Origin of the sequence: Coraliomargarita parva (assembly GCF_027257905.1) — a bacterium.
Lineage (GTDB): Bacteria > Verrucomicrobiota > Verrucomicrobiia > Opitutales > Coraliomargaritaceae > Coraliomargarita_A > Coraliomargarita_A parva.
Window position 1 is genome coordinate 549,162 of sequence record NZ_JAPZEI010000001.1, and the last position, 22,981, is coordinate 572,142.

Annotated in this window: 18 protein-coding genes; 9 read left to right on the forward strand and 9 right to left on the reverse strand. The window is 57.6% G+C overall.

Annotation, left to right across the window (positions count from 1 at the left end):
• Positions 1-27 precede the first annotated feature (27 nt).
• From O2597_RS02115 to O2597_RS02135, 5 genes are all read left to right on the forward strand, one after another.
• Complete coding sequence (locus O2597_RS02115) at positions 28-3,780, forward strand: efflux RND transporter permease subunit (protein ID WP_269522525.1); 3,753 nt, start codon at positions 28-30, stop codon at positions 3,778-3,780.
• A gap of 4 nt (positions 3,781-3,784) precedes the next feature.
• Positions 3,785-4,501 (forward strand): DUF3347 domain-containing protein, encoded by a 717-nt coding sequence (locus O2597_RS02120; protein ID WP_269522526.1) that lies wholly within the window; start codon positions 3,785-3,787, stop codon positions 4,499-4,501.
• A 90-nt stretch (positions 4,502-4,591) separates the two neighbouring features.
• Entirely contained in the window at positions 4,592-5,365 is a 774-nt protein-coding gene (locus tag O2597_RS02125; RefSeq protein ID WP_269522527.1) for a DUF2231 domain-containing protein, read from the forward strand.
• A 138-nt stretch (positions 5,366-5,503) separates the two neighbouring features.
• A complete protein-coding gene (locus tag O2597_RS02130; protein ID WP_269522528.1) occupies positions 5,504-6,664 on the forward strand; it encodes a hemolysin family protein in 1,161 nt (386 codons plus the stop codon).
• Between the two features lie 195 nt (positions 6,665-6,859).
• A complete protein-coding gene (locus O2597_RS02135; protein WP_269522529.1) occupies positions 6,860-7,234 on the forward strand; it encodes an endonuclease domain-containing protein in 375 nt (124 codons plus the stop codon).
• Positions 7,235-7,463: 229 nt separating this feature from the next.
• On the opposite strand, the gene O2597_RS02140 is transcribed toward O2597_RS02135, so the two are convergent.
• The 9 genes from O2597_RS02140 to tgt all read right to left on the reverse strand — a co-directional run bounded on the left by O2597_RS02140 (position 7,464) and on the right by tgt (position 19,803).
• Positions 7,464-8,150 (reverse strand): YceH family protein, encoded by a 687-nt coding sequence (locus O2597_RS02140; protein WP_269522530.1) that lies wholly within the window; start codon positions 8,148-8,150, stop codon positions 7,464-7,466.
• 239 nt (positions 8,151-8,389) lie between these two features.
• Positions 8,390-9,445 carry an NAD(P)-dependent alcohol dehydrogenase gene (locus tag O2597_RS02145; RefSeq protein WP_269522531.1) on the reverse strand — a complete coding sequence of 352 codons (1,056 nt, stop codon included), beginning with the start codon at positions 9,443-9,445 and terminating at the stop codon, positions 8,390-8,392.
• A gap of 390 nt (positions 9,446-9,835) precedes the next feature.
• Positions 9,836-10,588, reverse strand: a complete 753-nt coding sequence (locus tag O2597_RS02150; protein WP_269522532.1) for an enoyl-CoA hydratase/isomerase family protein — start codon at positions 10,586-10,588, stop codon at positions 9,836-9,838.
• A 134-nt stretch (positions 10,589-10,722) separates the two neighbouring features.
• Positions 10,723-11,637 carry a PEP-CTERM sorting domain-containing protein gene (locus tag O2597_RS02155; protein WP_269522533.1) on the reverse strand — a complete coding sequence of 305 codons (915 nt, stop codon included), beginning with the start codon at positions 11,635-11,637 and terminating at the stop codon, positions 10,723-10,725.
• Positions 11,638-11,853: 216 nt separating this feature from the next.
• Complete coding sequence (feoB, locus tag O2597_RS02160; protein WP_269522534.1) at positions 11,854-14,118, reverse strand: ferrous iron transport protein B; 2,265 nt, start codon at positions 14,116-14,118, stop codon at positions 11,854-11,856.
• Positions 14,118-15,047: a metal-dependent transcriptional regulator gene (locus tag O2597_RS02165; RefSeq protein ID WP_269522535.1), complete on the reverse strand. Its 930-nt coding sequence runs from the start codon at positions 15,045-15,047 to the stop codon at positions 14,118-14,120. The genes feoB and O2597_RS02165 overlap by 1 nt, the downstream gene beginning before the upstream one ends.
• A gap of 108 nt (positions 15,048-15,155) precedes the next feature.
• Positions 15,156-16,391 (reverse strand): Na+/H+ antiporter NhaA, encoded by a 1,236-nt coding sequence (locus O2597_RS02170; RefSeq protein WP_269522536.1) that lies wholly within the window; start codon positions 16,389-16,391, stop codon positions 15,156-15,158.
• Between the two features lie 150 nt (positions 16,392-16,541).
• A complete protein-coding gene (gene ilvB, locus O2597_RS02175; RefSeq protein ID WP_269522537.1) occupies positions 16,542-18,233 on the reverse strand; it encodes an acetolactate synthase large subunit in 1,692 nt (563 codons plus the stop codon).
• Positions 18,234-18,690: 457 nt separating this feature from the next.
• A complete protein-coding gene (tgt, locus tag O2597_RS02180) occupies positions 18,691-19,803 on the reverse strand; it encodes a tRNA guanosine(34) transglycosylase Tgt (protein ID WP_269522538.1) in 1,113 nt (370 codons plus the stop codon).
• A 152-nt stretch (positions 19,804-19,955) separates the two neighbouring features.
• On the opposite strand from tgt, the gene ribH reads away from it, so the two are divergent.
• The 4 genes from ribH to aroB all read left to right on the forward strand — a co-directional run bounded on the left by ribH (position 19,956) and on the right by aroB (position 22,980).
• Entirely contained in the window at positions 19,956-20,432 is a 477-nt protein-coding gene (gene ribH / locus O2597_RS02185) for a 6,7-dimethyl-8-ribityllumazine synthase (RefSeq protein ID WP_269522539.1), read from the forward strand.
• Positions 20,411-20,869: a transcription antitermination factor NusB gene (nusB, locus tag O2597_RS02190; RefSeq protein ID WP_269522540.1), complete on the forward strand. Its 459-nt coding sequence runs from the start codon at positions 20,411-20,413 to the stop codon at positions 20,867-20,869. Before ribH ends, nusB begins: the two co-directional genes overlap by 22 nt.
• Before the next feature lie 7 nt (positions 20,870-20,876).
• On the forward strand, positions 20,877-21,803 hold the full coding sequence (ftsY, locus tag O2597_RS02195; protein WP_269522541.1) for a signal recognition particle-docking protein FtsY: 927 nt from the start codon (positions 20,877-20,879) through the stop codon (positions 21,801-21,803).
• 85 nt (positions 21,804-21,888) lie between these two features.
• Positions 21,889-22,980: a 3-dehydroquinate synthase gene (aroB, locus tag O2597_RS02200; protein ID WP_269522542.1), complete on the forward strand. Its 1,092-nt coding sequence runs from the start codon at positions 21,889-21,891 to the stop codon at positions 22,978-22,980.
• Position 22,981 lies beyond the last annotated feature (1 nt).

Below are 22,981 nucleotides of genomic sequence, written 5' to 3' on the forward strand. Positions count from 1 at the left end.
CTGGGCTACGAAAAGACACGGATAAAAATGATCAACAAACTCATACGCTTCTGTCTCGAGAACAAGCTCGTCGTTCTCCTCTTCACGGTCGTCCTGATCGTGTGGGGCATCGCCGTCGCGCCCTTTGACTGGGAGTCGGATATTTTGCCGCGCGACCCGGTGCCGGTCGATGCGATTCCGGACATCGGCGAGAACCAGCAGATCGTCTTCACGCAATGGATGGGCCGCTCGCCGCAGGACATCGAAGACCAGATCACCTACCCGCTGACCACTGCGCTGCTTGGCCTGCCCGAGGTGAAGACCATCCGGAGCTACTCGATGTTCGGCTTCTCCTCGATCTACATCATCTTCAAGGACGACGCCGAGTTCTACTGGACCCGCAGCCGTATCCTCGAAAAGTTGAACAGCCTCCCTCCCGGAACGCTGCCACAGGGCGTCTCGCCTCAGCTCGGTCCGGATGCCACGGCGCTGGGGCAAGTCTTCTGGTATACCCTCGAAGGCATGGACCCGGACGGTAAACCGACCGGCGGTTGGGACCTGGACGAACTACGCAGCGCACAAGACTGGTATGTTCGCTATGCCTTGCAAGGTGTCGATGGCGTTGCCGAGGTCGCGTCCATCGGAGGCTACGTGAAGGAATACCAGGTGGACGTCGATCCCGACGCACTCCGCACTTACGGGATCGCTCTGCACGAGGTGTTTGACGCGGTGCGGGGCAGCAACCTCGATGTCGGTGTACGCACGATCGAAATCAATTCAGCCGAATATGTCATTCGAGGCCTCGGCTTCATCAAGAATCTCGATGACCTGCGCAAGACCGTCATCACCCAGCGCGACAATGTGCCAATCACCTTAGATCAGGTCGCGAATATCCAGTTTGGCCCGGCACTTCGACGCGGCGCCCTCGACAAGGCCGGAGCGGAAGCGGTCGGCGGCGTGGTGGTGACGCGCTATGGCGAAAACCCCTTGGCCGTGATCAAACGGGTTAAAGAGAAGATAAAGGAAATCTCGCCCGGACTGCCGAAAAAGACCTTGGAGGACGGCACAGTCAGCCAGGTCGAAATCGTTCCCTTCTACGACCGCACCGGCTTGATCTACGAAACCCTGGGCACACTCGAAGATGCCGTGCGCCAGCAGATCCTGGTGACGATCATCGTGGTCGTGCTCATGGTCCTGCACCTGCGTAGCGCGTCACTCATCTCTGGCGTATTGCCGCTCGCCGTGCTGTTCGCCTTCATCGGCATGAAACTCTTCAAGGTGGATGCCAACGTTGTCGCGCTCTCGGGGATCGCCATCGCCATCGGCACCATCGTCGACATGGGCGTGGTGTTGATTGAGAATATATTGAAACACTTGGATGATGCCCCGCCGGATGAGAGCCGTCTCGAAGTGGTCTACCGCGCCTGCGCCGAAGTGGGCAGCGCGGTGGTCACGGCAGTGCTGACGACGGTGATCAGCTTCCTCCCGGTCTTCACCATGGAGGCCGCCGAAGGGAAGCTCTTCCGTCCGCTGGCCTACACCAAAACCTTCGCGCTGATCGGTTCCATCGTGGTCGCATTGACGGTCATCCCGCCGCTGGCACACTGGTTTATCGCAGGACGCCATAAGTCGCACCTCGTCAAAATCGGGTTGTGGACAGGCATCGGTGTGGTCGGTTTGTTCGGCGCCATCTTTATTGCATGGTTCCCGTGGTGGCTGGGTGCCTTGATGATCGCTGCGGCGGCCTTCCACAGCGCCAGCCCGAGAATCCCTGAAAAGGTGCAGCGCGGCGTGCTCTATGCCTTCAACTTCATTGTCGCCGTCCTGGTCGCACTCTCACTGGCGGCCGACTGGAAGCCGCTCGGCCCGGAGGCGCATGTTTCCAACATCCTCTTCGTTTTCCTCGCCGTCGGGGGCCTGCTGGGCTTCTTCCTGCTCTTCATCAAATTCTATGCACGTATCCTGGCCTTGTTCCTGCGGATGAAGACAGTATTTCTTGCATTCAGCTGTGTGATCATCGTCTTCGGGTTTACCGTCTGGCTCGGATGGAGCAGTCTCTTTGGCTGGCTCCCCGAATCGGTCCGAAAGAGCGATGCCTACATCACAATGGCGCATGCCATTCCGGGACTCGGCAAGGAATTCATGCCCGATCTGGATGAGGGCTCCTACCTGCTCATGCCGACCACTATGCCGCATGCCTCCATCGGCGAAGTCATGGACGTTCTCGAAAAACAGGACATGGCGATCAATGCGATTCCGGAAGTCGAGAGCGCGGTCGGCAAATTGGGCCGCGTAGAAAGCCCGCTGGACCCGGCGCCGATCTCGATGATCGAAACCATCATCTCCTACAAATCGGAATACATCACCGACGAAAACGGGCGCATCCTCACATTCGCTTATGACAAAGCAAACGAAGAGTTCAGGCGGGACGTATCCGTAAACCTGATACCCGACGAAAATGGACGCCCCTTCCGGCAATGGCGCGACGAAATTAAGAGCCCCGACGACATCTGGGATGCGATTGTCAAGGCCGCCACCATCCCGGGAACGACTTCCGCACCGAAGCTCCAGCCGATTGCCGCACGGATTGTCATGTTGCAAAGCGGCATGCGCGCGCCCATGGGGCTCAAGGTCTACGGACCGGACCTGGAAACGCTGGAAAAGGTCGCACTTGAAGTCGAAGGCCTCCTCAAGCAGGTGCCCTCGATCAAATCCGAAGCGGTGCTGGCCGACCGCATCGTGGGCAAGCCCTACCTCGAGATCAAGATCGACCGCGACGCCATCGCCCGCTACGGGGTGAAAATCAAGATGGTGCAGGACGTGATCGAAGTCGCCATCGGCGGCAAGCCGATCACCCAGACCGTCGAAGGCCGCGAGCGTTATCCGGTGCGCGTGCGCTACATGCGCGAACTCCGGGATACCATCGAGTCGATCGAGAACATTCTGGTCGCCGCGCCCGACGGCACACAGATCCCGCTGAAAGAACTCGCGTCGATTCAATACGTGCGCGGACCGCAAGTCATCAAGAGCGAGGACACCTTCCTCGTCGGCTATGTCATCTTCGACAAGCGTGAAGGCCATGCGGAAGTCGAGGTCGTCGAACAGGCACAGAAGTTCCTGCAGAGCAAGATCGACAGCGGCGAGCTCGTGATTCCTTCCGGTGTCAGCTACAAATTCACCGGCAGCTACGAGAACCAGGTGCGGGCCGAAAAGAAGCTCCGCATCGTGCTCCCGATCGCGCTCTTTGCCATCTGGCTGATCCTCTACTTCCAGTTCAAGCGTATCTCCACCACCTTGATCGTGTTCTCCGGTATCGCGTTCGCCTGGTCGGGCGGCTTCATTCTCCTCTGGCTCTATGGTCAGCCTTGGTTCATGGATTTCAGCCTGTTCGGGCATAATCTGAGAGAGCTGTTCCAGATGGGCACCATCAACCTCAGCGTCGCCGTCTGGGTGGGATTCCTCGCCCTCTTTGGCATCGCGACGGATAACGGGGTGATCGTCTGCACCTACCTCCAACAGATCTTCGGGGAAAAGAATCCGAAAACGCTGGAGGAAATCCGTGCGGCCACCGTCGAAGCCGGCGACCGGCGGGTGCGTCCGGCTATGATGACGAGTGCGACGACGATTCTCGCCTTGCTGCCCGTGCTCACATCGGTGGGCCGCGGCTCGGACATCATGGTGCCCATGGCGATCCCGTCCTTCGGCGGCATGTTGCTCGCCATTATCACAATCTTTGTCGTTCCGGTCCTCTACTGTGGACTGGCCGAAATCGCACATAAGTTCAACCCCGCAAAGAAATAGTCCTATGAAAAAAAAACTACTACCAATGGCCCTTGGCCTTCTCCTCAGCGCCTCTGCTGCCTTCGCACACAGTGACGCTTTCAAGCCGGAATTCGTCGACACCTTGGTCGCCCCTTACCTTGCCATTCAAAAAGCACTTGCAAGCGACGATTTGGATGCGGCCAAGACCGGCGCCAACAGCTTCCTCGACGCGATGAAGCACGCGCCTCATGAAGGTGAAGCACACGAACAAGCCGCCGACCTCTCCACGCCCGCCAAAACGATCGCGGATACCGGTGACATCAAAGCCGCCCGCAGCTCCTTTCTCGCTCTCTCGCACGAGATGATCTCGCTGGTCAAGCATGTGGGAACATCGAAAGACACCGACCTCTTCGTCGCCCACTGCCCGATGGCATTCGGTGGCAAGGGTGGCGACTGGATGCAATCCGATAAAGAGGTCACCAATCCCTACTACGGTGCCATGATGCTGCATTGCGGCAGTATTCAAAAGCAAGTCAGTGGCGAGCACCATGATGCCATGGAACACCACGATGGCGCCATGGAGCATCACGAAGACGGTGAGACAGACGAAGACCAGGAGCATCAACACATGATGATGATGCAAAAGCAGTCATCCACCATGAGCCAAGCCAAGCTGGATGCGATCCATGCAGGCGTTGAGGGATACAAGAAAACAGAAACGGCCTCGACCTCTCAAAGCATGGGCTGCTGCGCACAATAATACGCTTGTTTTCCAAACCGATTCTCGACCTTCCATTCCAGAGCCTGCGCCTGCGAGTGGAAGGTCTTTTTCGTGAACGAAAGACCAAAGATGAAACGCATCCTACCACTCTTGTTCCTCTTACTGGGTTCCGTCTCTGCCCAAACGATCAATACGATGTGCCCGGTGACTCCGGACGAAGCGGCCGAGTCGTGGATCACCACGACGTATCAAGGACAAACGATCGGCTTCTGTTGTAAATCCTGCCTCCGAAAGTTCAACGCCGACCCCGAAGCCTATCTCTCCAATCTCGGCCTCGGCAGCCCGGCTGACACAACGGCAAATACCACATCCGATTCCGAAACTGAGGGAATCGATGCGAACGCAACGCGTCCCTCAGCCACGACCAATCCCGACAACACAGTCGACACCGCCGGCACCGAGCCAACCAGGCCACCCATTCTGGTCTTCCTAGGCAAACTGCACGTCTTAAGCGTGCACCTGCCAATCGCACTCCTACCATTGGCCGGAATGCTGGAAATCCTCGCCATCCTCTTTAAGTCGAGGCCGCTCCAGTTCGCAGCCCGGCTTAATTTCCTCCTGGGTGCATGCTTCGCGGTAGTCGCCGCAGGCCTGGGCTGGATCGCCGCCTCTCAAAGCAACTATCCGGGCGAATTGGCCGACGTACTTACCTGGCATCGATGGCTTGGTATGACCGTCGCCTCCCTCGGACTGATCGGAGCGGTGGGAATGGCCGTTTCCCGAACATCAAAAGCATGGGGCATTTACATCTACCGAACCGTCGCTCTGATACTTCTGATTTTAGTCCCGGTCACCGCTCATTTTGGCGGCTCACTCATCTATGGGATCCACTACCTTTTCTAACAATTGATCCGTTTCTCTTGAGGGTTCCAAGCCGGGGCGTTTTTGTTGATACGTAACGAGACTGTCCCGGAGCAACGGAGACCACAATTGCAGACTTACACTTGTCAGCCTCCCGAAACTCTTATCCCATGAGGCATCATGTCTCTTTTCGACTCCGTTTATCTCGGCATCACAGCAGCGCCCACAGCGACCACCGGCACCGCCACACAGATGGATGTGATCATCCTCATCGGTTCCATCCTGCTCGCATTGGGTTGTTCCTTTCTCTGTTCGATTGCCGAAGCGGTGCTGCTCAGCATCACGCCCTCCTTCATCGAGAGCCTACGCGACAAGCGTCCGCGCCGGGCCGCACGCCTGAGCAAGCTCAAGCTCGACAATGTTGACCGTTCACTAGCAGCCATCCTGACACTCAACACGATCGCACACACGGTCGGCGCCATTCTCTCCGGTGCCAAAGCCACGCTGGTCTTCGGCAGTGCCTGGTTCGGTCTCTTTTCGGCGATCATGACACTAATGATCCTCTTCCTGTCAGAGATCGTTCCGAAAACACTGGGCGCCGTTTACTGGAAACAGCTTGTCGGCCCCACCGCCCTCTTTGTTCACGGACTGATTCTTTTCCTCTATCCGATGGTCTGGCTCTCAGAGAAACTGACCAAACTGGTCGCCCGGGGTAAGAAAGCGCATGTCTTCAGTCGCGACGAATTGATCTCCATGGCACGCGTCGGTGAAGCCTCCGGTCACATCCCCGGCAGCGAATCCCGCATCCTGAGAAACTTGTTCCGCCTAGGTTCCTTGACCGCCAACGACATCATGACCCCACGCACCGTCATGACCTCTCTGCCCGAAGAAATGAGCCTTGAGGCGGCCCTTCCCACAGTCTCGAAGAAGCCTTTTTCACGCATCCCGGTGTTCCGGGACGACCATGACCATGTCACCGGCTTTGTGCTGCGCGACGACGTCCTCATGGCCAATGCCCGCGGCAAGGGTGCCGATACCCTACAAAGCATTCGAAGGGACCTTCTCACGGTACTCGATTCCGTCTCCCTAACCGAACTCCTGGAACAGCTGCTGGAGAACCGCCAACACCTCGCCATCGTGCTCGACGAATATGGTGGCAGCAAGGGCCTGGTCACCCTGGAAGACCTGGTAGAGACCTTGATCGGCATAGAGATCGTGGACGAAACAGACAACGTCGTCGACATGCGCGCTCTCGCCCGCAAGCAATGGGAAAAGCGCGTCAAAGCCATGGGCGTCGAGACACCGGAGATGAAGTCGACCACCCCGCCCTCTTTGGGCTAGACAGTATTTACACCCACGAATCAACCACCCCAAAGACCCAACAGCGTAGTAAGAAGCAAAATTCCCCTCCTTGGTTAAGGAGGGGTGGCGCGCGTCAGCGTGACGGGGTGGTTCGTCCAGCCAAACCAAGCTCTGGTCTAAAAACACCAGCCAAACGGTTCGCATTGGACACATCCATAATGACAATTCATTTTTATGGATCAAGACGGCCCCATCCATAACCGCTCCGAAATGAAACAAAAGCGGCGCGACTTACGGCACAAGATGACTGCCGCTGAAACCCGACTTTGGAAGTATCTGAAATCCAGCCAACTGGAGAATCGAAAATTTCGGAGACAACACAGTGTAGGTCCCTACATCCTGGATTTCTACTGTCCCACAGAGAAGCTCTCGATTGAATTGGATGGCGAATCACATGAGGGACCCATCGCAGCACAGCATGATGCGAAACGAACTGCCTACCTCAACGCTCATGGAATACGTGTGCTGCGATTTGAGAATCAAGCGGTTTTTGATATGCCGGAAGGCGTGCTGAATCGGATACGTGAGGTATTCCGAGATAGGAAATAAGCTTGCAGTGCCGTAGTCGACCACCCCGTCTCCGGCGAGCGGAGACACCCCTCCTAATCTAGGAGGGGAACTTATTGCACTAACCAACACCGTAAGAAAAAATCCCCCGCCTTGGCTAAGAACGAGGGGCCTGTCACGGTGTATCAACGAGAAGCCGGATGGCGCGCGAAGCGTGACCGGCATGTCCGCCGTAGCTTTAGCGAGGGAGGAGGTGGTTTGTCCGAACGACTCAATCAAACTGCTGCCGGAACTGTTCGAAAGCGGCTTTCAGTTCGTCCAGCTCCCCTTCCAACTCGGCAACCTTGTTTTCCAAGGTTTCGATCCGCTGGTTACGGGCCTGCACACTCGCCACTGCCGGCTCACTGGCCAGACCGGCGGAAATGGGTGCTTCCGGCTCCACGTCACCGCAGAGCAAATGCTTATAGCGGGCTTCCTTCTGTCCCGGTGCCGGAGGCATGCGACGCCAGAGGGCCGGATCCATATCTTCGGCGAGGAAATCCAGCTCCTTTTCCACCGCTTCGGGATCAGGAAAAATATGCATGCGCTCGGTCCGGGTGCGCAGCTCGCCGGGCGTCTGAGCGCCACGCAGCAGTAAAACGGTCAAGAGGGCCTTCCCCGCCTTGGCCAAACCCAGCGTCTCGTCCACATGATGCCGGTATTTCGGCACACGCGAGCCGGCCACATCCATCCGGAACGCCAGCTTTTTGGCCCGCAAACCTTCAATCGCCTCCGCCACCGTTTCCTCATCGTAGTCCACCACAGGGAAGCGGTTGGTCTTCTGGTTGCAGGCCGTAATCAGGCTGTTCAAGGTCAGCGGATACACATCGGGCGTAGTGGCCTCTTTTTCCAACAGGCAGCCCAAGACGCGGGCTTCCTCTGCGGTCAGTTGGACGAGTTCATCGGGGGATTCGGACATGGAAATAAGGTCCGTCGGAACCGAAGGACTTTCAAGCGGGAAACTCGATTGTCCGGGAAATCATACAGGACGTAGTCGACCGCCCCGTCTCCGACAAGCGGAGACATCCGGCTTCTCGTTAATACGCCGGGACAGGCCCCTCCTAATCCAGGAGGGGAACTTCGTATCGCCACCACACCCAAATTCCCCGCCTTGGCTAAGGAGGGGTGGCACGCGTAGCGTGACGGGGTGGTTCGTCCCTACTCCGTCTCGCGCAGCGACTGCATATCGATCACGAAGCGGTACTTCACGTCCGACTTCACGACCCGGTCGTACGCTTCATTAATGTCCTGCATGCGGATCATCTCGACATCACAGACGATGTCATGCTCGGCACAGAAATCCAACATCTCCTGCGTCTCCGGAATCCCGCCGATCAAGGAACCGGCGATCCGCTTGCGGCCGAAGATCAGGCCGGCACCGTTCAAAGGTTCGAGCGGCTCGACCGCGCCGACCAGGACCATCGTGGCATCACGCTTCAACAAGGCCACATACGGGTCCATGTTGTGACCGACAGGAATGGTATTCAGAAGGAAATCAAAACTGTTGGCCTGCGCCTGCATCGCGGCGGCGTCTTTCGAAATCAGGACCTCGTCGGCGCCGAGCTTCTTGGCGTCCTCTCCCTTCGAAGGCGAGGTCGTGATCATCACCACATGTGCCCCCATGGCGTGGGCAAATTTCACGCCCATGTGACCGAGCCCGCCGAGGCCGATGATACCGACCTTGTCACCCGCCTTCACCTTCCATTGACGGAGCGGCGAATAGGTCGTAATCCCCGCGCACAGCAAGGGTGCCACCGCTTTGGTATCGAGCTTCTCCGAAACATGGAGCACGAATTTCTCGTTCACCACGATACGGGTCGAGTAGCCACCGTAGGTCACCCCGCCGGAAATCTTATCGGGACTGTTGTAGGTAAAAGTGCCGCCCTTCTCGCAGTACTGCTCCAAGCCTTCCGCACAGGAGTCACAATCCTGACAAGAGTCAACCATACAACCGACCCCGACCAGCTCGCCGACTTTAAATGCGGTGACATGTTCACCCAATTCCTTGACCCGGCCAATGATCTCATGCCCCGGCACCACCGGATACTGCGTACCACCCCATTCATTCCGGGCGGTGTGAATGTCGCTGTGGCAGACCCCGCAATATTCAATCTCGATTCGGACATCGTGCGGCCCGACTTCGCGGCGTTCGATGTTAAGTGGAGCCAGCGGCTCGGTGGTGGAAAAGGCGGCAAATGCGGCGGTTGGCGTCATGATGGTTCGATCTTTCGGTTATTCTTGTTCGATCGAAATAGAATAACATGCATCGACGGGGATTCAACCAGAGGGAAACGAAATACATGAACTCACCGACCAAACCTGAATGGCGGCTGAGGACAGCCGCCGCTACCACAGAGGTGACCCCACGCGCCCCCATACATGATAGCACTCCGCAGTCGACCACCCCCCGCCCTTCGACAAGCTCAGGGCACCCCTCTAAACTAGGAGGGGAACTACTTTACAGACACATCCATAAATTCCCCTCCTTGGCTAAGAACGAGGGGCCTGTCACGGCGTATCAACGAGAAGCCGGATGGCGCGCGAAGCGTGACCGGCATGTCCGCCGTAGCTTCAGCGAAGGAGGAGGTGGTTGGGCCCGTTTATCTAACGAGCAATTGTAATCTTCTGCAGATTCGCCCAGGTCGTATCGGAATACCAAACCTCCACAAACTTTTCGATGGATGCCGGCTCCCGCTCCCGTATCCGCTCGGCAATGGGTTGACGCAAGAGTTCCTTGATCCCGGCAAAGGCGGCAGCCCCCTTGCCGCCCAGCTCCTTGGCCTTCCCCACTGCGGCATTCGTCAAATCTTCCGGAACGCAAATTTGATCAACCAGTCCCAGCAGCTGCGCTTCGTCCGGTGAATACATGGCCCCACCGTAAAGAATCGTCTGGGCATTTCTCCAGCCAATCCCGAAGCCCAACATCTCAACCGCACCCGCCAGTACGGAAGCGCCGAAACTGATCTCATTCAAAGCGATCTTGGCCCGATCCGATACCATGACCCGCCAGTCACATGCCGACGCCAGCATGCAGCCTCCTGCCATGGTGTGACCGTTCAGCGCGGCAACCACCGGCTTTGAAAAGCAGAAGACCTGCCGGTACAAGCCCGTGAATTTTTTCAGATAGCGTGTAAAATCGGCCTTCGGATACGTCAGGAACTCGGGGATATCAAAACCAAAGGAGAAGAACTTGCCCTGCCCGGTCAGTATCACAGCCCGCACCTCCGGGTCCTGCTCCAACTCCTCAAAGCAAGTGGCCAATTCCTCAACCATCGCCTCATTCAAGGCATTCACCTTTCCCCGGCTGAGTGTGACCGTTGCCACCGCCTCCGACTTTGTAACTGATAGTGTGTTCATACTGCAGAATTCTTTACATCCCACAGTGCGTATCCGCGTCCTTGACTCAAGATCCCGCCTCAATCAGTAGAACGGCATAAAACCCCGATAACGACAGGAAATAACCCGTCCAACCGAACTCCGTAAGCACCTCGCTAAACGCGACGACGGCGCAGCAGCACGAATCCGAGTCCGGCCCCCCCCAGCAGGATACCATAAGTCGAAGGCTCAGGTACCGTCGACGCGAGGACGTGAGCGTCCAGCTGCTCCTTTGTCAGGATGCTGTCATAGAGCGCCAGCTCATCAAACATTCCGTCCATATAAAAGCTCGCGGAACTGTTTACATTGATCACCCCTACGGTGAAATTAATGGAGAAGTCTTCAGCGATGCCTGAAGTGGGATCGCTGAGAATTGTGGAGGACAATAAAGTCGTTGCGGTATCGCCCGCATTTGCCGTGTAGACATTCATTATACTGTCACCACCGGCATTCACCGTAAGGGTCGCGGCAAAATAATTCCAGGTACCATCCGTGATATCCGTATCCGCAGCCACGCCACCGTAGGTGGCCGGCGCACCATTGCCGCTCAACTGCCCGTAAACACGGATATTGTCATCGGTTACAGGAGAACCGGAGGGATGTTCATCCAAATTAATAAAAAAGCCCGGGGAGTTGCTCTGAAACAACCCCATCCCCCCCTGAGTGGTTTTGGAGGAATTGACCCAGAACTCGATCGTAACACCCGTATCGAGGCTGCTGCCAAAACCAGGCAAAGTACCAAGTCTCGCATAATTCTGGTCCGCGGAGCTGACGGTAAAGGCCGTATTCCCCGCACCGAAACCGGCGAGCGAATTATTCGCGGTCAGAGTCGCATCCCTAAAATAGAGCCCGTCATTGCTCCCCACTTCATCCGTCACCGTATCGTCGCTCGCACTGCTTGTATCGTTGAAGCGATAGTAGGCGAAGGGATTGTCATTATTGACGGCTGTGACATAAGCCTGACCGAGAAGTGTATTCGAAGCACTAAGCGCAAGCGCGGCGGTCGCACATACGAGGGTAATTTTTTTCATAACTGTAGACGGGGTTAAGATTTGCTAACGCATATATTGTTAGATTTCCTTTTAGGGTGCATTAAAGCTACTTAACCCAAGACGCGCGGGCAAGAACAAGAGAACCCGAATATGTTCAACGGTTGAATCTTTAAATCATACCTCTTCTCATAATTATTGCGTATATAGTGCAGCTGAAAAGAGGTATAAAGGGCCGCTAAGGCACTTCTTCCCCGTTTAAACAAGCAAGCGCCAAACTCCAGCGACCAAGGCACAGAGCACCACTCCCAAAGCAGTGGGAATCACAGCCGCCCAAGTCGCCCATTTGAGACTATTGGTCTCCTTGTAGATCGTATAGAGCGTGGTCGAACAAGGATTATGGCAGAGACTGAAGAGCATGAGACAGACCGCGGTCAAAGTCGTCCACCCACCGGCGCTCAGCAAGGAAAAGAGGATGCCTTCGTCGCTGGTTTCGAACATGACTCCGGCTCCCGCTGCGGCGTCAATGTGCATGCCGGTCGTCATGACGGTCAGCATGAGCACGGTCGGAATGACGATTTCGTTGGCCGGAATGGCCACCACATAGGCCAAGAGGATGACTCCGGTTAGCCCAAGCGGCCAGGCAATCGGATCGAGCCCACGGATCGCCCACTCCGCAATGGAAAGGCCCGAAACATCAATATTACAGATGCTCCAGATGACCACGCCAGCGGGCACGGCAAAGACAATGGCCCGCCACAGCACGAAGATCGTACGGTCAATGATGGAAACATACAGGGTCCTCAAGATATTCGGCGGGCGGTAGGGAGGCAGCTCCAGACTGAAGGCAGAGGCTTCCCCTTTGAGCAGGGACTTCGACAAGACGAAGGACACGCCAAAGGTCAGTAGTATCCCCAGAGATGCCACGGCGAAGACAGAACCGGCAGCCACAAAACTGGCCAAGCCGGCCGGCGCGAGTGCACCGATGAAGATTGTGCCAATCAGAATTTGCGTCGGCCAGCGTCCGTTACAGAGCGCGAAATTATTCGTCAGGATCGCGATCAGACGTTCCCGCGGAGAATCAATCACCCGCGTCGCAATCACCCCGGCCGCATTACAACCAAAGCCCATCGCCATACTCAGCGACTGTTTGCCATGCGCACCGGAACGACGGAAGAGCCCGTCGAGATTGTATGCCACCCGAGGCAGGTAACCGAAATCCTCCAGTAGCGTAAACAAGGGAAAGAAGATCGCCATCGGGGGCAGCATCACACTGATGACCCAGGCCATCGTCAGATACATGCCGTCGACCATCACGCCACTGAGCCACGCCGGTAGCTGTGCCCATGCTGCGAGTTCCTGCATGAGCGGATGCCCTTTATCGATAAGCAGCTCCGCCAACATCCCCGAAGGCACATTGGCCCCACTGATGGTCAGCCAGAGGACCACCAGCAGCATGAAGGCCATCACCGGCAAACCGGTCCAGCGTCCTGTCAACAAGCGGTCGAGCTTGGTACGCCAGCCATATGTATCGGCATCCCCTTCACGTTTCACGTAAGCACCGGCAAGATGCCCGGCTTCGGCATAGATCGATTCGACGATCGCGTCGTAGCTGTTGCGCCCCACCGTCCACCGGGCCGCTCGAATCGCTTCAAGAACAGCATCTACCTGCGCTGTATCCGGGCGCAGAATCCCCTCGTCCCCCGTATTCCCCAAGGTACTGCCGGCGTGGTCGTCACTCAATTGTCCCAGCGTGCCTTCCCTCAGGGAGGCTTCAACCGCCGGGTCGCTTTCAAGCAGGCGCAGCGCCACCCAGTCGTCTTGGACCGTGGCAATGCCGGCCCCGGCCATCGCCGCCTTCACGGTATTCAGAGCGCGGGCCAAGGAACGGTCTTGAATGTGTGCGGGGCGCGGCTTGGGCGGACGTGTTTCGGTCGCCATTCGATGGATCTCCGCCAGTAATTCCGGAAGGCCTTCGCGACTGCGGGCGGACATAGGTACCACAGGCACCCCCAGTTCGCGGGCGAGATTGCGTACGTCAATCTCGATATTCTGCGCGCGGGCCTCATCCATAAGGTTCAGGGCCACCACCACGCGTCCGGTAATCTGCCGAACCTGAAGCAGCAGGTTCAAATTGCGCTCAAGGGAGGTGGCGTCACAAACAACCACGGCCACATCCGGACGTCCGAAAAGAATGAACTCACGGGCGACCTGTTCGTCCGTCGAAGTCGAACGCAGCGAATAGGTCCCGGGAAGGTCGACTATCTTGTATCGGTTTTCCGAATACGAAAATCCGCCCTCGGCACGCGAGATCGTTTTACCCGGCCAGTTCCCGGTATGCTGGCGCAGACCGGTCAGGGCGTTGAAAACGGTACTTTTACCCGTATTCGGATTCCCGGCGAGCGCGACGACAAAGTCCCAGGAGTCCATATTGACTCCGAGCTTCTTCAGTGCGCCGGGGCGCCAGACAGGACAGCGCTCGCAATCGTGACCTGCGGTCGGTTCTAATACTAGCTCTGACATCAGTGACTCTCTTCTTTCCCTTTCGTGTAAATCATTGCAGCAAGTTCCGGGCGCAAGGCCTGCATGGTTCCGCGGACCCGGAAACGCATGGGCCCCTTGAAAGCCGCCACACCTTCCTTGCCCACCCGGCTGCCCGGCACAAAACCGAGATCGAGCAAACGACGGCGCTGCAATCCGCGAACCGCGGGCGAAATCGAATGCAAGGAAGCCCACTCACCAACTGGGAGACTGGCCAGATTACCGGTCGGCAAATTACTCGTGTCCGCTTCGCAGACCTGCACCAGGCAAGCGGCAGCCTGGGCACTGTCCAGCACTTCCTCCTGACCGGCCCACCCGACCCGATAGCGCCCGCCATTCAAAACCTCGACCCGTAAAACAAGATCCGGGGCCAGGCCGGCCGCCACCGTCCGTTTGAATGGATCCGCCGGTTCATCTTCCAGATGGACCAAGCGGTAATACCCGTTCTCACTGACCTGGGAAAGCAGCAAACCCTGTGGCTCTTCCATTTCCAAACGGCGGGTGGGTATCGCATCACCGTGCGGATCAAAACGTGGACGGTTCAGCTCGATCGCCATGCGGTTCACTTCTTCGGAATCCAAACGGTGCTCCTGTTGATCCGCCTCCGCATGCCATTCCGAAGGGTGCATGCCCGTCGATTCCGCCAGATAGCTCTCATAGATGCGGTGCGCCCGGATCAATTCCCGCCCACGCGTCCAACCAGACTGTGTCAATTGCCACCCACCGTCCGAATCTTGGATCAAGCCCTCATCTTTCAGTTGCCCCAACAGCGAGACCTCCTCACCTGCTGGCAGCTCGAGCATGTCAACAATTCTGGAGACAGGTAGATCTTCCCCGGCAGATGTGTTGGCGGCGGCATGCTTGAGAAAATCCTCTCCCAAATCACTTTCATTCCGGTTTCGGTCGAACATGTGCAGTCAATGTGTGCACATTTTTGAAAAATGCAACCACCTAATTTTGAGTAGTCAAAATTAGGATTACGAATACCTGCATTTGTAGTATATAAGCCGGAGCTCTGCTCAAAGACGACGCTCGACCCCGAGCAGCTTCCCCATCAAAAATGCAAGCGGGGCCGCAGAAAAGCTGAGTAAGGCCCCCAGCTTCAATTGCCCGGCGATATGATGAACCTCCGGATTCGTCCCCGTCCCCACGTACACCGTGGTCACGAACAGGGCCACGGTGAAACCGATACCGGCAATCATTCCGAGGGCGAGCATCTGCCGTAAACGCAAACCTTCGGGCAGCTCAAGCCCAAGGCCCCGGCCCACTGCCGCAAAGCCAAAGATCCCGAGCGTCTTCCCGATCAGCAGCGACAGCAGAATGATCCAAGTCGCCTTTCCCGAAAAAGCTTCCCCGTTGAGCAACACACCGGCATTGGTTAAGCCGAAGCCAAAGAGACCCAAATCAACGATGGGCTTAAAGAAATGCTCGAATCGCGTCATGGTATCGCGCGGATCCCCTCCATTGCCCCGTATTTCCTCGAACAAGCCGGCGTCGCGTTCCCCATGAGGCAGGAAAGGAATCACCGGCACAAGGGAAAGCGCCGCATGCACTCCGGTGAAATGCAGCCCGAACCAGCTCAAGGGCCCGCCCAGAAGGATATAAGGCCAGAACGAGGTCACCCCCTTCTGCCGCATCCACTCACAGAGCACCACTGCAAGCACAACCAACCCCAGCCAAGCAAGGTGGACGTCCGGCGTGTATACGGTTGCGATAATAATCATACCCACCAAATCATCGAGTACCGCCAGTACCAACAGGAAGGTCACAGCGGGATGACGGCGCCCGAAAATCATCCCGGCCGCCAACCAGGAATAGGCAATATCGGTCGCGGTGGGAATTGCCCAGCCGCCTGAAAAAGAAGGTTCGGGCCGGAGCAATGAATGCAAGACAAAGAAGATAAGGATGGGGCCCAACACACCGCCAGCCGTAGCTAAGGCCGGCATGGCTAACTTGCGCACACTGGAGAGAGCCCCCCCCGGTAGGAAGCTTTCCGAGACCTCTTTCATCGCGACCCCGAAAAATAGGACCATAAAGACGTCGTTAAAGAGGAAATGCAGGCTGACACCTCCGTCCCCTTCGTGGATTAGCCAACCGGCATGAAACAAGGACGACTCGATAAAGTGTTCGTAGCCTGCAAAGTCCAAATTGGCCCAGGCCAAGGCGACAAACGTGCCAAGCAGCAGGAAAACCGCGAACTCGCGAAGGATGGAGATGACTTTAACGGCAAGATGAACCGGATTGCTAGTGGCCATGACAGTGGTAGGATCGACAAACAACCCAAACCATACACAGGGGCCTCAGGTTCTTCAACACCGGAACCAACAATGACCCCGGGCGCTGATGATGAAGAGCTGCAGGCACCTCTCCAACAACTGTGAGAGGTGCCTGTTTCGACAAACGGCCTAGACCTCGGTTTGCTCCGCCTCCGGATGACGGATCATATCACGATTGGCCCCCCCCGGTGGCACCATGGGAAGTACCTGCTCATCGACACAAACCGGTGCGTGAATCAGGACCGGTCCCGTAATGGCAAAGGCGCGGGCAAGCGCATCCTCAAGGTCGGGCTCCTTCGCCAGATCGATCGCCTCCATCCCCATGGACCGCGCCATCATCGCGAAGTCGGGCCCTTGCTGGAATTTCGAGGCGATGAGACGCTTGCCGAAGAAGAGGGTCTGTTGCTGGTGCACCAAGCCAAGCGACTGGTTGTTCATCAGAATAACCTTCAGGTCGGCGCCGGCTTCCGCGGCGGTGATCATCTCCTGATTGTTCATCAAGAAACTGCCGTCACCGCTGAAACAGACGACCGGATGCTCCGGCTCGGTCAAGGCTGCGCCCAGCGCGGCCGGAAGCCCGAAGCCCATCGTGCCCAACCCACCGCTGGTCAACCACTGACGCGGACGCCGGAATGGAAAGGCCTGCGCGGTCCACATCTGATGCTGACCGACATCCGTTGCCACAATCGCATCGCGCCCGGCGTAACGAGCCACCGCGCGAATCAAGCCATAAGGTGTGGCCGGATCTTCCTTTCCGGGCATATGCATCGGGTGCATCGCCTTGAGCGCCGCAATCTCCATATTCCAGTCCGCGCGCTGACGCTCCGGCAGGACCGCAAGCAATTGGTCCAGGAAGCTGCCGACATCCGCACGGATCGACAAGGTCGGCTGGCGTATCTTCCCCAACTCGCTTGCATCGATATCCACATGGATCACCTTGGCCTGCGGACAGAATTCGGCGACCTTGCCGGTGGCACGGTCGTCAAACCGGGCCCCGAGCGCGATCAAGAGGTCGCATTCCTCCAATGCCATATTGGTATAGGGCGCGGCATGCATGCCCAACATGCCCAAGGACTGGGGATGGTCGGTCGGCATCGCCCCCATGGCCATCAGCGTGTTGACGGTCGGCAAGTGGGAGCGCTCCGCCAAGGCGCAAGCCTGCGAACTGGCCTCGCTATGAATAATGCCGCCGCCCAGGTAGAGAATGGGGCGCTCGGCCGCCTCGATCATCTCAACGGCACGGGCAATCGCGTTCGCGTCGACGAATTCGAAGGGCTCGGCGGCTCCCGCCTCCGGCCATTCGTCAAACTCGATATTCGCGTTTTGGACATCCTTGGGGATGTCGATCCAGACCGGTCCGGGACGACCACTGGCGGCAATGCGGAAAGCCTCTGGAATAATCTCGAGCAATTCCTCAACCGATTTGACCAGATAGTTATGCTTGGTGATCGGCAGGCTCATGCCAAAGACGTCCACCTCCTGAAAGGCATCCGTCCCGATCAGATGCTGTGCGACCTGCCCCGAGATGCAGACAACCGGGATCGAGTCGAGATTGGCATCCGCAATCGCGGTAACGATGTTGGTCGCCCCCGGCCCGCTGGTGGCAAAACAAACCGCAGGTTGTCCAGTCACGCGGGCCATACCCTGGGCAATAAAGCCTCCGCCCTGCTCGTGACGGGCAAGGATATGGCGAATTACAGGCCGCCGTGCCAAAGCATCATAGAGAGGCAGGTTGGCCCCTCCGGGGATGCCCGCAATGGTGCGGATCCCCTGACGTTCAAGCAGGCGAATAACGAGGTCGGCTCCGGTCATTTTCATCATCTGTATTGTGGTGGCTGGTTGGCCGCCGGAACGGGTTCGACGTGGATCAGAAAAAACCCCCGTCGAACGAATCCGGCGGGGGTTTTTAGAAAGTGATGTGAGAAGTTTTCTAAGTCCGCGCGAATTCGTTCGAGGCCACTACGACCACGACTACCTTTACGAGCACGACTACGAGATTGAACTTCATGTTTCCTTTGTGAATGCCTACGGAGCGCAGAATGTCAAGGCTGGGGTTCAGTTGTATGGGCGGCGGCGACCGCACAACAGCACCAGCTTACTGAAAACACCGCAGTCAACCACCCCGCCCTTCAGGCCCCCCTCCTCATCTAGGAGGGAAAAGATTCACACGCTCTGCAAAATTCCTCCTCTGGATTCGGGGAGGTGTCTGCGCTTGTCGCAGACGGAGGGGTACCGAGTGTTAAGGATAACGAGCCCCTTTCGGACAAAAGCCACCAACTTACTCCCCCGCATTATACCGATCGATCCAAGCCGCGCTCCAGCTAGCGTAGTCGCCGGCCTCGATGTGGGCACGAGCCTGGGCCATGAGGTCGAGGAAGAAGTGGACGTTGTGGATGGAGAGCAAGGTATGCGCGAGGAGTTCCTTGGCCATGACCAGATGCCTCAGATAGGCACGACTGAAATTGCGGCAGGTATAGTTGTCGGCCTCCATGATCGGACGTGGGTCCTTCCGGAAGCGCTCGTTCTTCAGGTTGAGCGTGCCGTGCGGCGTGAATACGGTGGCATGCCGGGCCAGACGCGTGGGCATGACGCAGTCGAACATGTCCATGCCCTGTGCAATCATCTTCAGCAACTGTGGCGGTGTGCCCACGCCCATGACATAGCGGGGCTTGTTTTTCGGCAACACCGGTGCGCAGGCCCCGGTCTGCTTGAGCATCTCCTCCTCCGGCTCCCCAACGCTGACACCACCGACCGCATAGCCCGGAAAATCCATTTCAGCCAAGGCCTCCGTACAGCGAACCCGCAGGTCGTCGTAGGTCGAGCCCTGGACGATCCCGAACACATGGTGCCCTGTTTCCAGAAAGCCGTCGTCACGGGCATAATCGATAAACTCCTTAGCCCAGCGGATCGTGCGGGCCACCGCATCCTCGCAGGCATCCCGTTCACAGGGGAAAGGCGGACACTCGTCCAGCACCATGGCGATATCGGTATCGAGCGATTTCTGGATATGGTAACAGCCCTTCGGATCCAGAAAGAGCTTCCGTCCGTCCAGATGCGAGCGGAACTCGATCCCCTTGTCTGTGATCTTGCGCAGCTTCGCCAGGCTGAAGACTTGGAAGCCGCCACTATCCGTCAAGATCGGCTTGTCCCAGTTCATGAAGGTGTGCAAGCCACCCATTTCCTCTACCAGTTCGGGTCCGGGCCGGATGTTCAAGTGGTAGGTATTGCCCAGAATGATTTGCGCCCCGACCTCATGGATCTGGGCCGGGGTCAAGCCCTTGACCGTGGCCTGGGTCCCGACGGGCATGAAAATCGGAGTCTGAATCTTCCCGTGACGTGTGGTCAGCTCGCCGCGGCGGGCCTCCCCGCACTGTGTGATCAACTTGAACATGGCAGGCAGTTTTGAACATCCGGCTCCGAACATTCAACGCCGAACATCGGGGTTCCGCGCAGAAGACGCCTGGAACCGGCACATTGTGGACAGGTGCGATTCGAAGTTCGACATTGAATGTTCGACGTTCGGCGTTCTTATTGGTGCGCTTCATGAGTCTCGACGCACCCAGTTCACAAGAAATCGACGGCCGCGGCCTGCGCATCGGCATCGCGGCGGCACGCTTCAACCAGAGCTACGTCGATGCCCTCCTCCAACACGCCCAGAGCACCCTCCTCCAGGCCGGTGCGGCCGTACCGGTCATCGAGCGTGTCCCCGGTTCCGCCGAGCTGCCCTATGCCGCAGCCCTGCTGGCACAGGGCGAACCGTTTGATGCCATCATCGTGCTCGGCGTGGTCATCGCCGGCAGCACCGACCACCACAAAGTCATCGGCGACAGCACCGCGATCGCCCTACAGCAACTGAGTATCGAATCCGGCATCCCCGTCATTAATGGGATCCTGGTCGTCGAGAACGAAGCGCAGGCTGAAGCCCGCGCCGGAACCGAAATCAACCGAGGCAAGGAATTTGCCGATTCCGCGCTGGAAATGGCGCTCTTGAAACAAAAATGGACGACGAACAAAAACTAAGCCCCCGCTCGCAACGGCGGGAAAACCGCAAATGCGCGATCCAATTCCTCTACCAATGGGAGCTCAACAAGCCCGATGAGCTGAACGACGACGTCTGCCAATTTTTCTCGAACCAGGAAGAAGACCGCAGCTACTACGCTTTTGCCGAAGAGCTTGTCCACGGCGTGATCTCTGAAATCGAACTAGTCGACACCGAGATCAAGGCCCATACCCAGAACTGGAAATTCGAGCGGATCGCCAAGGTGGACCTCGCGATCCTGCGGCTCGCGATCTACGAATTGCTCTTCCGCAAGGACATCCCCCCAATTGTCAGCATCAACGAAGCGATCGATCTGGGCAAAGTCTTCTCCAATCCGGATTCGAAACGCTTCATCAACGGCATTCTGGACCAGATGAAGAACAAGATCGACCGTCCCCTGCGCCGGGCAGCCGACTGATTGAGCGATGCGTGGTTTATTCAGGAAGTTCAAGGAGGGCCTGAAAAAGCAGACCCCCACCTTTCAGAAAGCATTCGATAGCGTCTTTTCCGGTGCCAAGCTTGATCAGGACGCACTGGAGCAGTTGGAGGAAGCACTCTACACCGCCGACTTCGGGGTCGAAACCGTCGAGGAGATCATCGACGAGATCAAGGCCGCCTATAAAGCGGACAAGGACATGCGCGGACAGGACGCCGCCCGAATCGGAGCCACCGTTCTGGCCCGGGTACTGGAAGGTGCGGAAGGCAAGGTCGAGCTGGGCAACCACAATCCGGAAGTCATTGCCCTGATTGGGGTCAACGGCTCCGGCAAGACCACCACCTCGGCAAAACTCGGCTACCTCTACCAGAACGACGGGCGCAGCGTATTACTGGGCGCCTGCGACACCTTTCGCGCCGCCGCCAACGAGCAGATCAAGTCCTGGTCCGAACGCCTGGGCATCGAACTCGTGGCCAGCCAACATGGCGCGGACTCGGCGGCTGTCGCCTTCGATAGTTATGCTGCGGCCAAAAGCCGGGGGCGCGACCTGGTCATCCTGGATACCGCCGGTCGTCTGCACACGAAAACGAACCTGATGAAGGAGCTCGAGAAACTGGACCGTGTGATCAAGAAGCAGGACCCCAGCGCCCCGCACCACAGCTGGCTGGTGGTCGATGGCAGCCTCGGGTCTAACTCGATCGAGCAGGCCCGGGTCTTTCATAAGAGCTTCCCGCTGACCGGGCTGATCATCACAAAGCTGGACGGCACCAGCCGGGGCGGAGCCCTGGTCGGGATCTACCGCGAGCTAAAGCTGCCGATCTACTTCGTCGGTCTGGGTGAGCAACCGGACGACCTGCAGCCTTTCTCAGCAACGAATTACGCCAACGCGATTTTTGGAATCAGCGATGATTTGTAGCCGAAAACATCAGTTTTTGGATTTCTTGCGAGAAGGCTCCAAAGTCTTACGACTTCGGCTACATAAAGGACTGAAATAACCCACGATGAAAACTGAAGCACTTACCGTCGAGCTGGCGGATCGCAGCTACCCGATCCATTTCAGCGAAAGCCTGGTCAGCCTAAAGCAATGTGTACGCTCCCTGCGGGAAGCGGGCCGGGCCGTACGTGTAATCAGCGACGCCCGCGTGCTCGACGCGCAACCGGACTACCTGAGCCAGGCGGGATTCAAGCGGGAGGAGATCCTCAGCCTGCCGGCCGGTGAACCGACCAAATCCATTCAATATTTCGACGAGTGCCTTCGCTTTCTCGCCTCCCAGGCCGTCAACCGTGACGGCGCGCTCTTTGCCTTCGGCGGTGGCGTGATCGGTGACCTTACAGGATTCGTAGCCGCCAGCTATCTGCGCGGCATTGATTTCTATCAGATCCCCAGCACCCTGCTTTCCATGGTCGACAGCTCTGTCGGCGGAAAGACCGGAATCAACCTGCCGGAAGGGAAAAACCTGGTCGGTGCCTTCTGGCAGCCCAAAGGTGTCTTTATCGACGTCAATCTACTTAAGAGCCTCCCGAAGCGCGAGTTCGCGGCCGGAATGGCCGAAGTGATCAAGACGGGGATGCTGGCCGACGCATCACTCTTCGAAAAATTGGAATCCCTCGACGGACTCCAGCCGGAATCCGCCGAACTGCCGGACATCATCCGGCGCTGCTGCGCGATCAAGGCCTCCGTCGTGGCTGCCGACGAAAAGGAAACCGCCGGCAGCGGGGGGCGCGCCCTATTGAACCTTGGCCATACCTTCGCACATGCCATTGAGAATGTTGCCGGTTACGGGGACTACCTTCACGGTGAAGCGGTTGGCATCGGACTGCACCTGGCGACCCGGCTCTCCACCGCGCTCGGCTGCATTGCAGACAAAGACGTGGAACGCGTCGTGCGCGTGTGCAAAACCTACCGCCTGCCGACCGTCCTCGAAAGCGAACTTCCGATTGGGCAACTGATGGCAGCCATGCAGAGGGACAAGAAGAACCGAGCCGGCAAACTTCGATTCGTCACAATGGATGCGATCGGCACCGCAGTCACTCGCGAGGATGTGGACAGTGAACTGGTTCGGGCGATCTGGAAGGAAGCCGGCGCACTTTAAG

What these genes read in the sequence shown, in the direction of transcription:
- O2597_RS02115 (WP_269522525.1), top strand. Translation starts at nt 28, where the DNA reads ATGATCAACAAACTCATACGCTTCTGTCTCGAGAACAAGCTCGTCGTT.
- O2597_RS02120 (WP_269522526.1), top strand. Translation starts at nt 3,785, where the DNA reads ATGAAAAAAAAACTACTACCAATGGCCCTTGGCCTTCTCCTCAGCGCC.
- O2597_RS02125 (WP_269522527.1), top strand. Translation starts at nt 4,592, where the DNA reads ATGAAACGCATCCTACCACTCTTGTTCCTCTTACTGGGTTCCGTCTCT.
- O2597_RS02130 (WP_269522528.1), top strand. Translation starts at nt 5,504, where the DNA reads ATGTCTCTTTTCGACTCCGTTTATCTCGGCATCACAGCAGCGCCCACA.
- O2597_RS02135 (WP_269522529.1), top strand. Translation starts at nt 6,860, where the DNA reads ATGGATCAAGACGGCCCCATCCATAACCGCTCCGAAATGAAACAAAAG.
- O2597_RS02140 (WP_269522530.1), bottom strand. Translation starts at nt 8,150, where the DNA reads ATGTCCGAATCCCCCGATGAACTCGTCCAACTGACCGCAGAGGAAGCC.
- O2597_RS02145 (WP_269522531.1), bottom strand. Translation starts at nt 9,445, where the DNA reads ATGACGCCAACCGCCGCATTTGCCGCCTTTTCCACCACCGAGCCGCTG.
- O2597_RS02150 (WP_269522532.1), bottom strand. Translation starts at nt 10,588, where the DNA reads ATGAACACACTATCAGTTACAAAGTCGGAGGCGGTGGCAACGGTCACA.
- O2597_RS02155 (WP_269522533.1), bottom strand. Translation starts at nt 11,637, where the DNA reads ATGAAAAAAATTACCCTCGTATGTGCGACCGCCGCGCTTGCGCTTAGT.
- feoB (WP_269522534.1), bottom strand. Translation starts at nt 14,118, where the DNA reads ATGTCAGAGCTAGTATTAGAACCGACCGCAGGTCACGATTGCGAGCGC.
- O2597_RS02165 (WP_269522535.1), bottom strand. Translation starts at nt 15,047, where the DNA reads ATGTTCGACCGAAACCGGAATGAAAGTGATTTGGGAGAGGATTTTCTC.
- O2597_RS02170 (WP_269522536.1), bottom strand. Translation starts at nt 16,391, where the DNA reads ATGGCCACTAGCAATCCGGTTCATCTTGCCGTTAAAGTCATCTCCATC.
- ilvB (WP_269522537.1), bottom strand. Translation starts at nt 18,233, where the DNA reads ATGATGAAAATGACCGGAGCCGACCTCGTTATTCGCCTGCTTGAACGT.
- tgt (WP_269522538.1), bottom strand. Translation starts at nt 19,803, where the DNA reads ATGTTCAAGTTGATCACACAGTGCGGGGAGGCCCGCCGCGGCGAGCTG.
- ribH (WP_269522539.1), top strand. Translation starts at nt 19,956, where the DNA reads ATGAGTCTCGACGCACCCAGTTCACAAGAAATCGACGGCCGCGGCCTG.
- nusB (WP_269522540.1), top strand. Translation starts at nt 20,411, where the DNA reads ATGGACGACGAACAAAAACTAAGCCCCCGCTCGCAACGGCGGGAAAAC.
- ftsY (WP_269522541.1), top strand. Translation starts at nt 20,877, where the DNA reads ATGCGTGGTTTATTCAGGAAGTTCAAGGAGGGCCTGAAAAAGCAGACC.
- aroB (WP_269522542.1), top strand. Translation starts at nt 21,889, where the DNA reads ATGAAAACTGAAGCACTTACCGTCGAGCTGGCGGATCGCAGCTACCCG.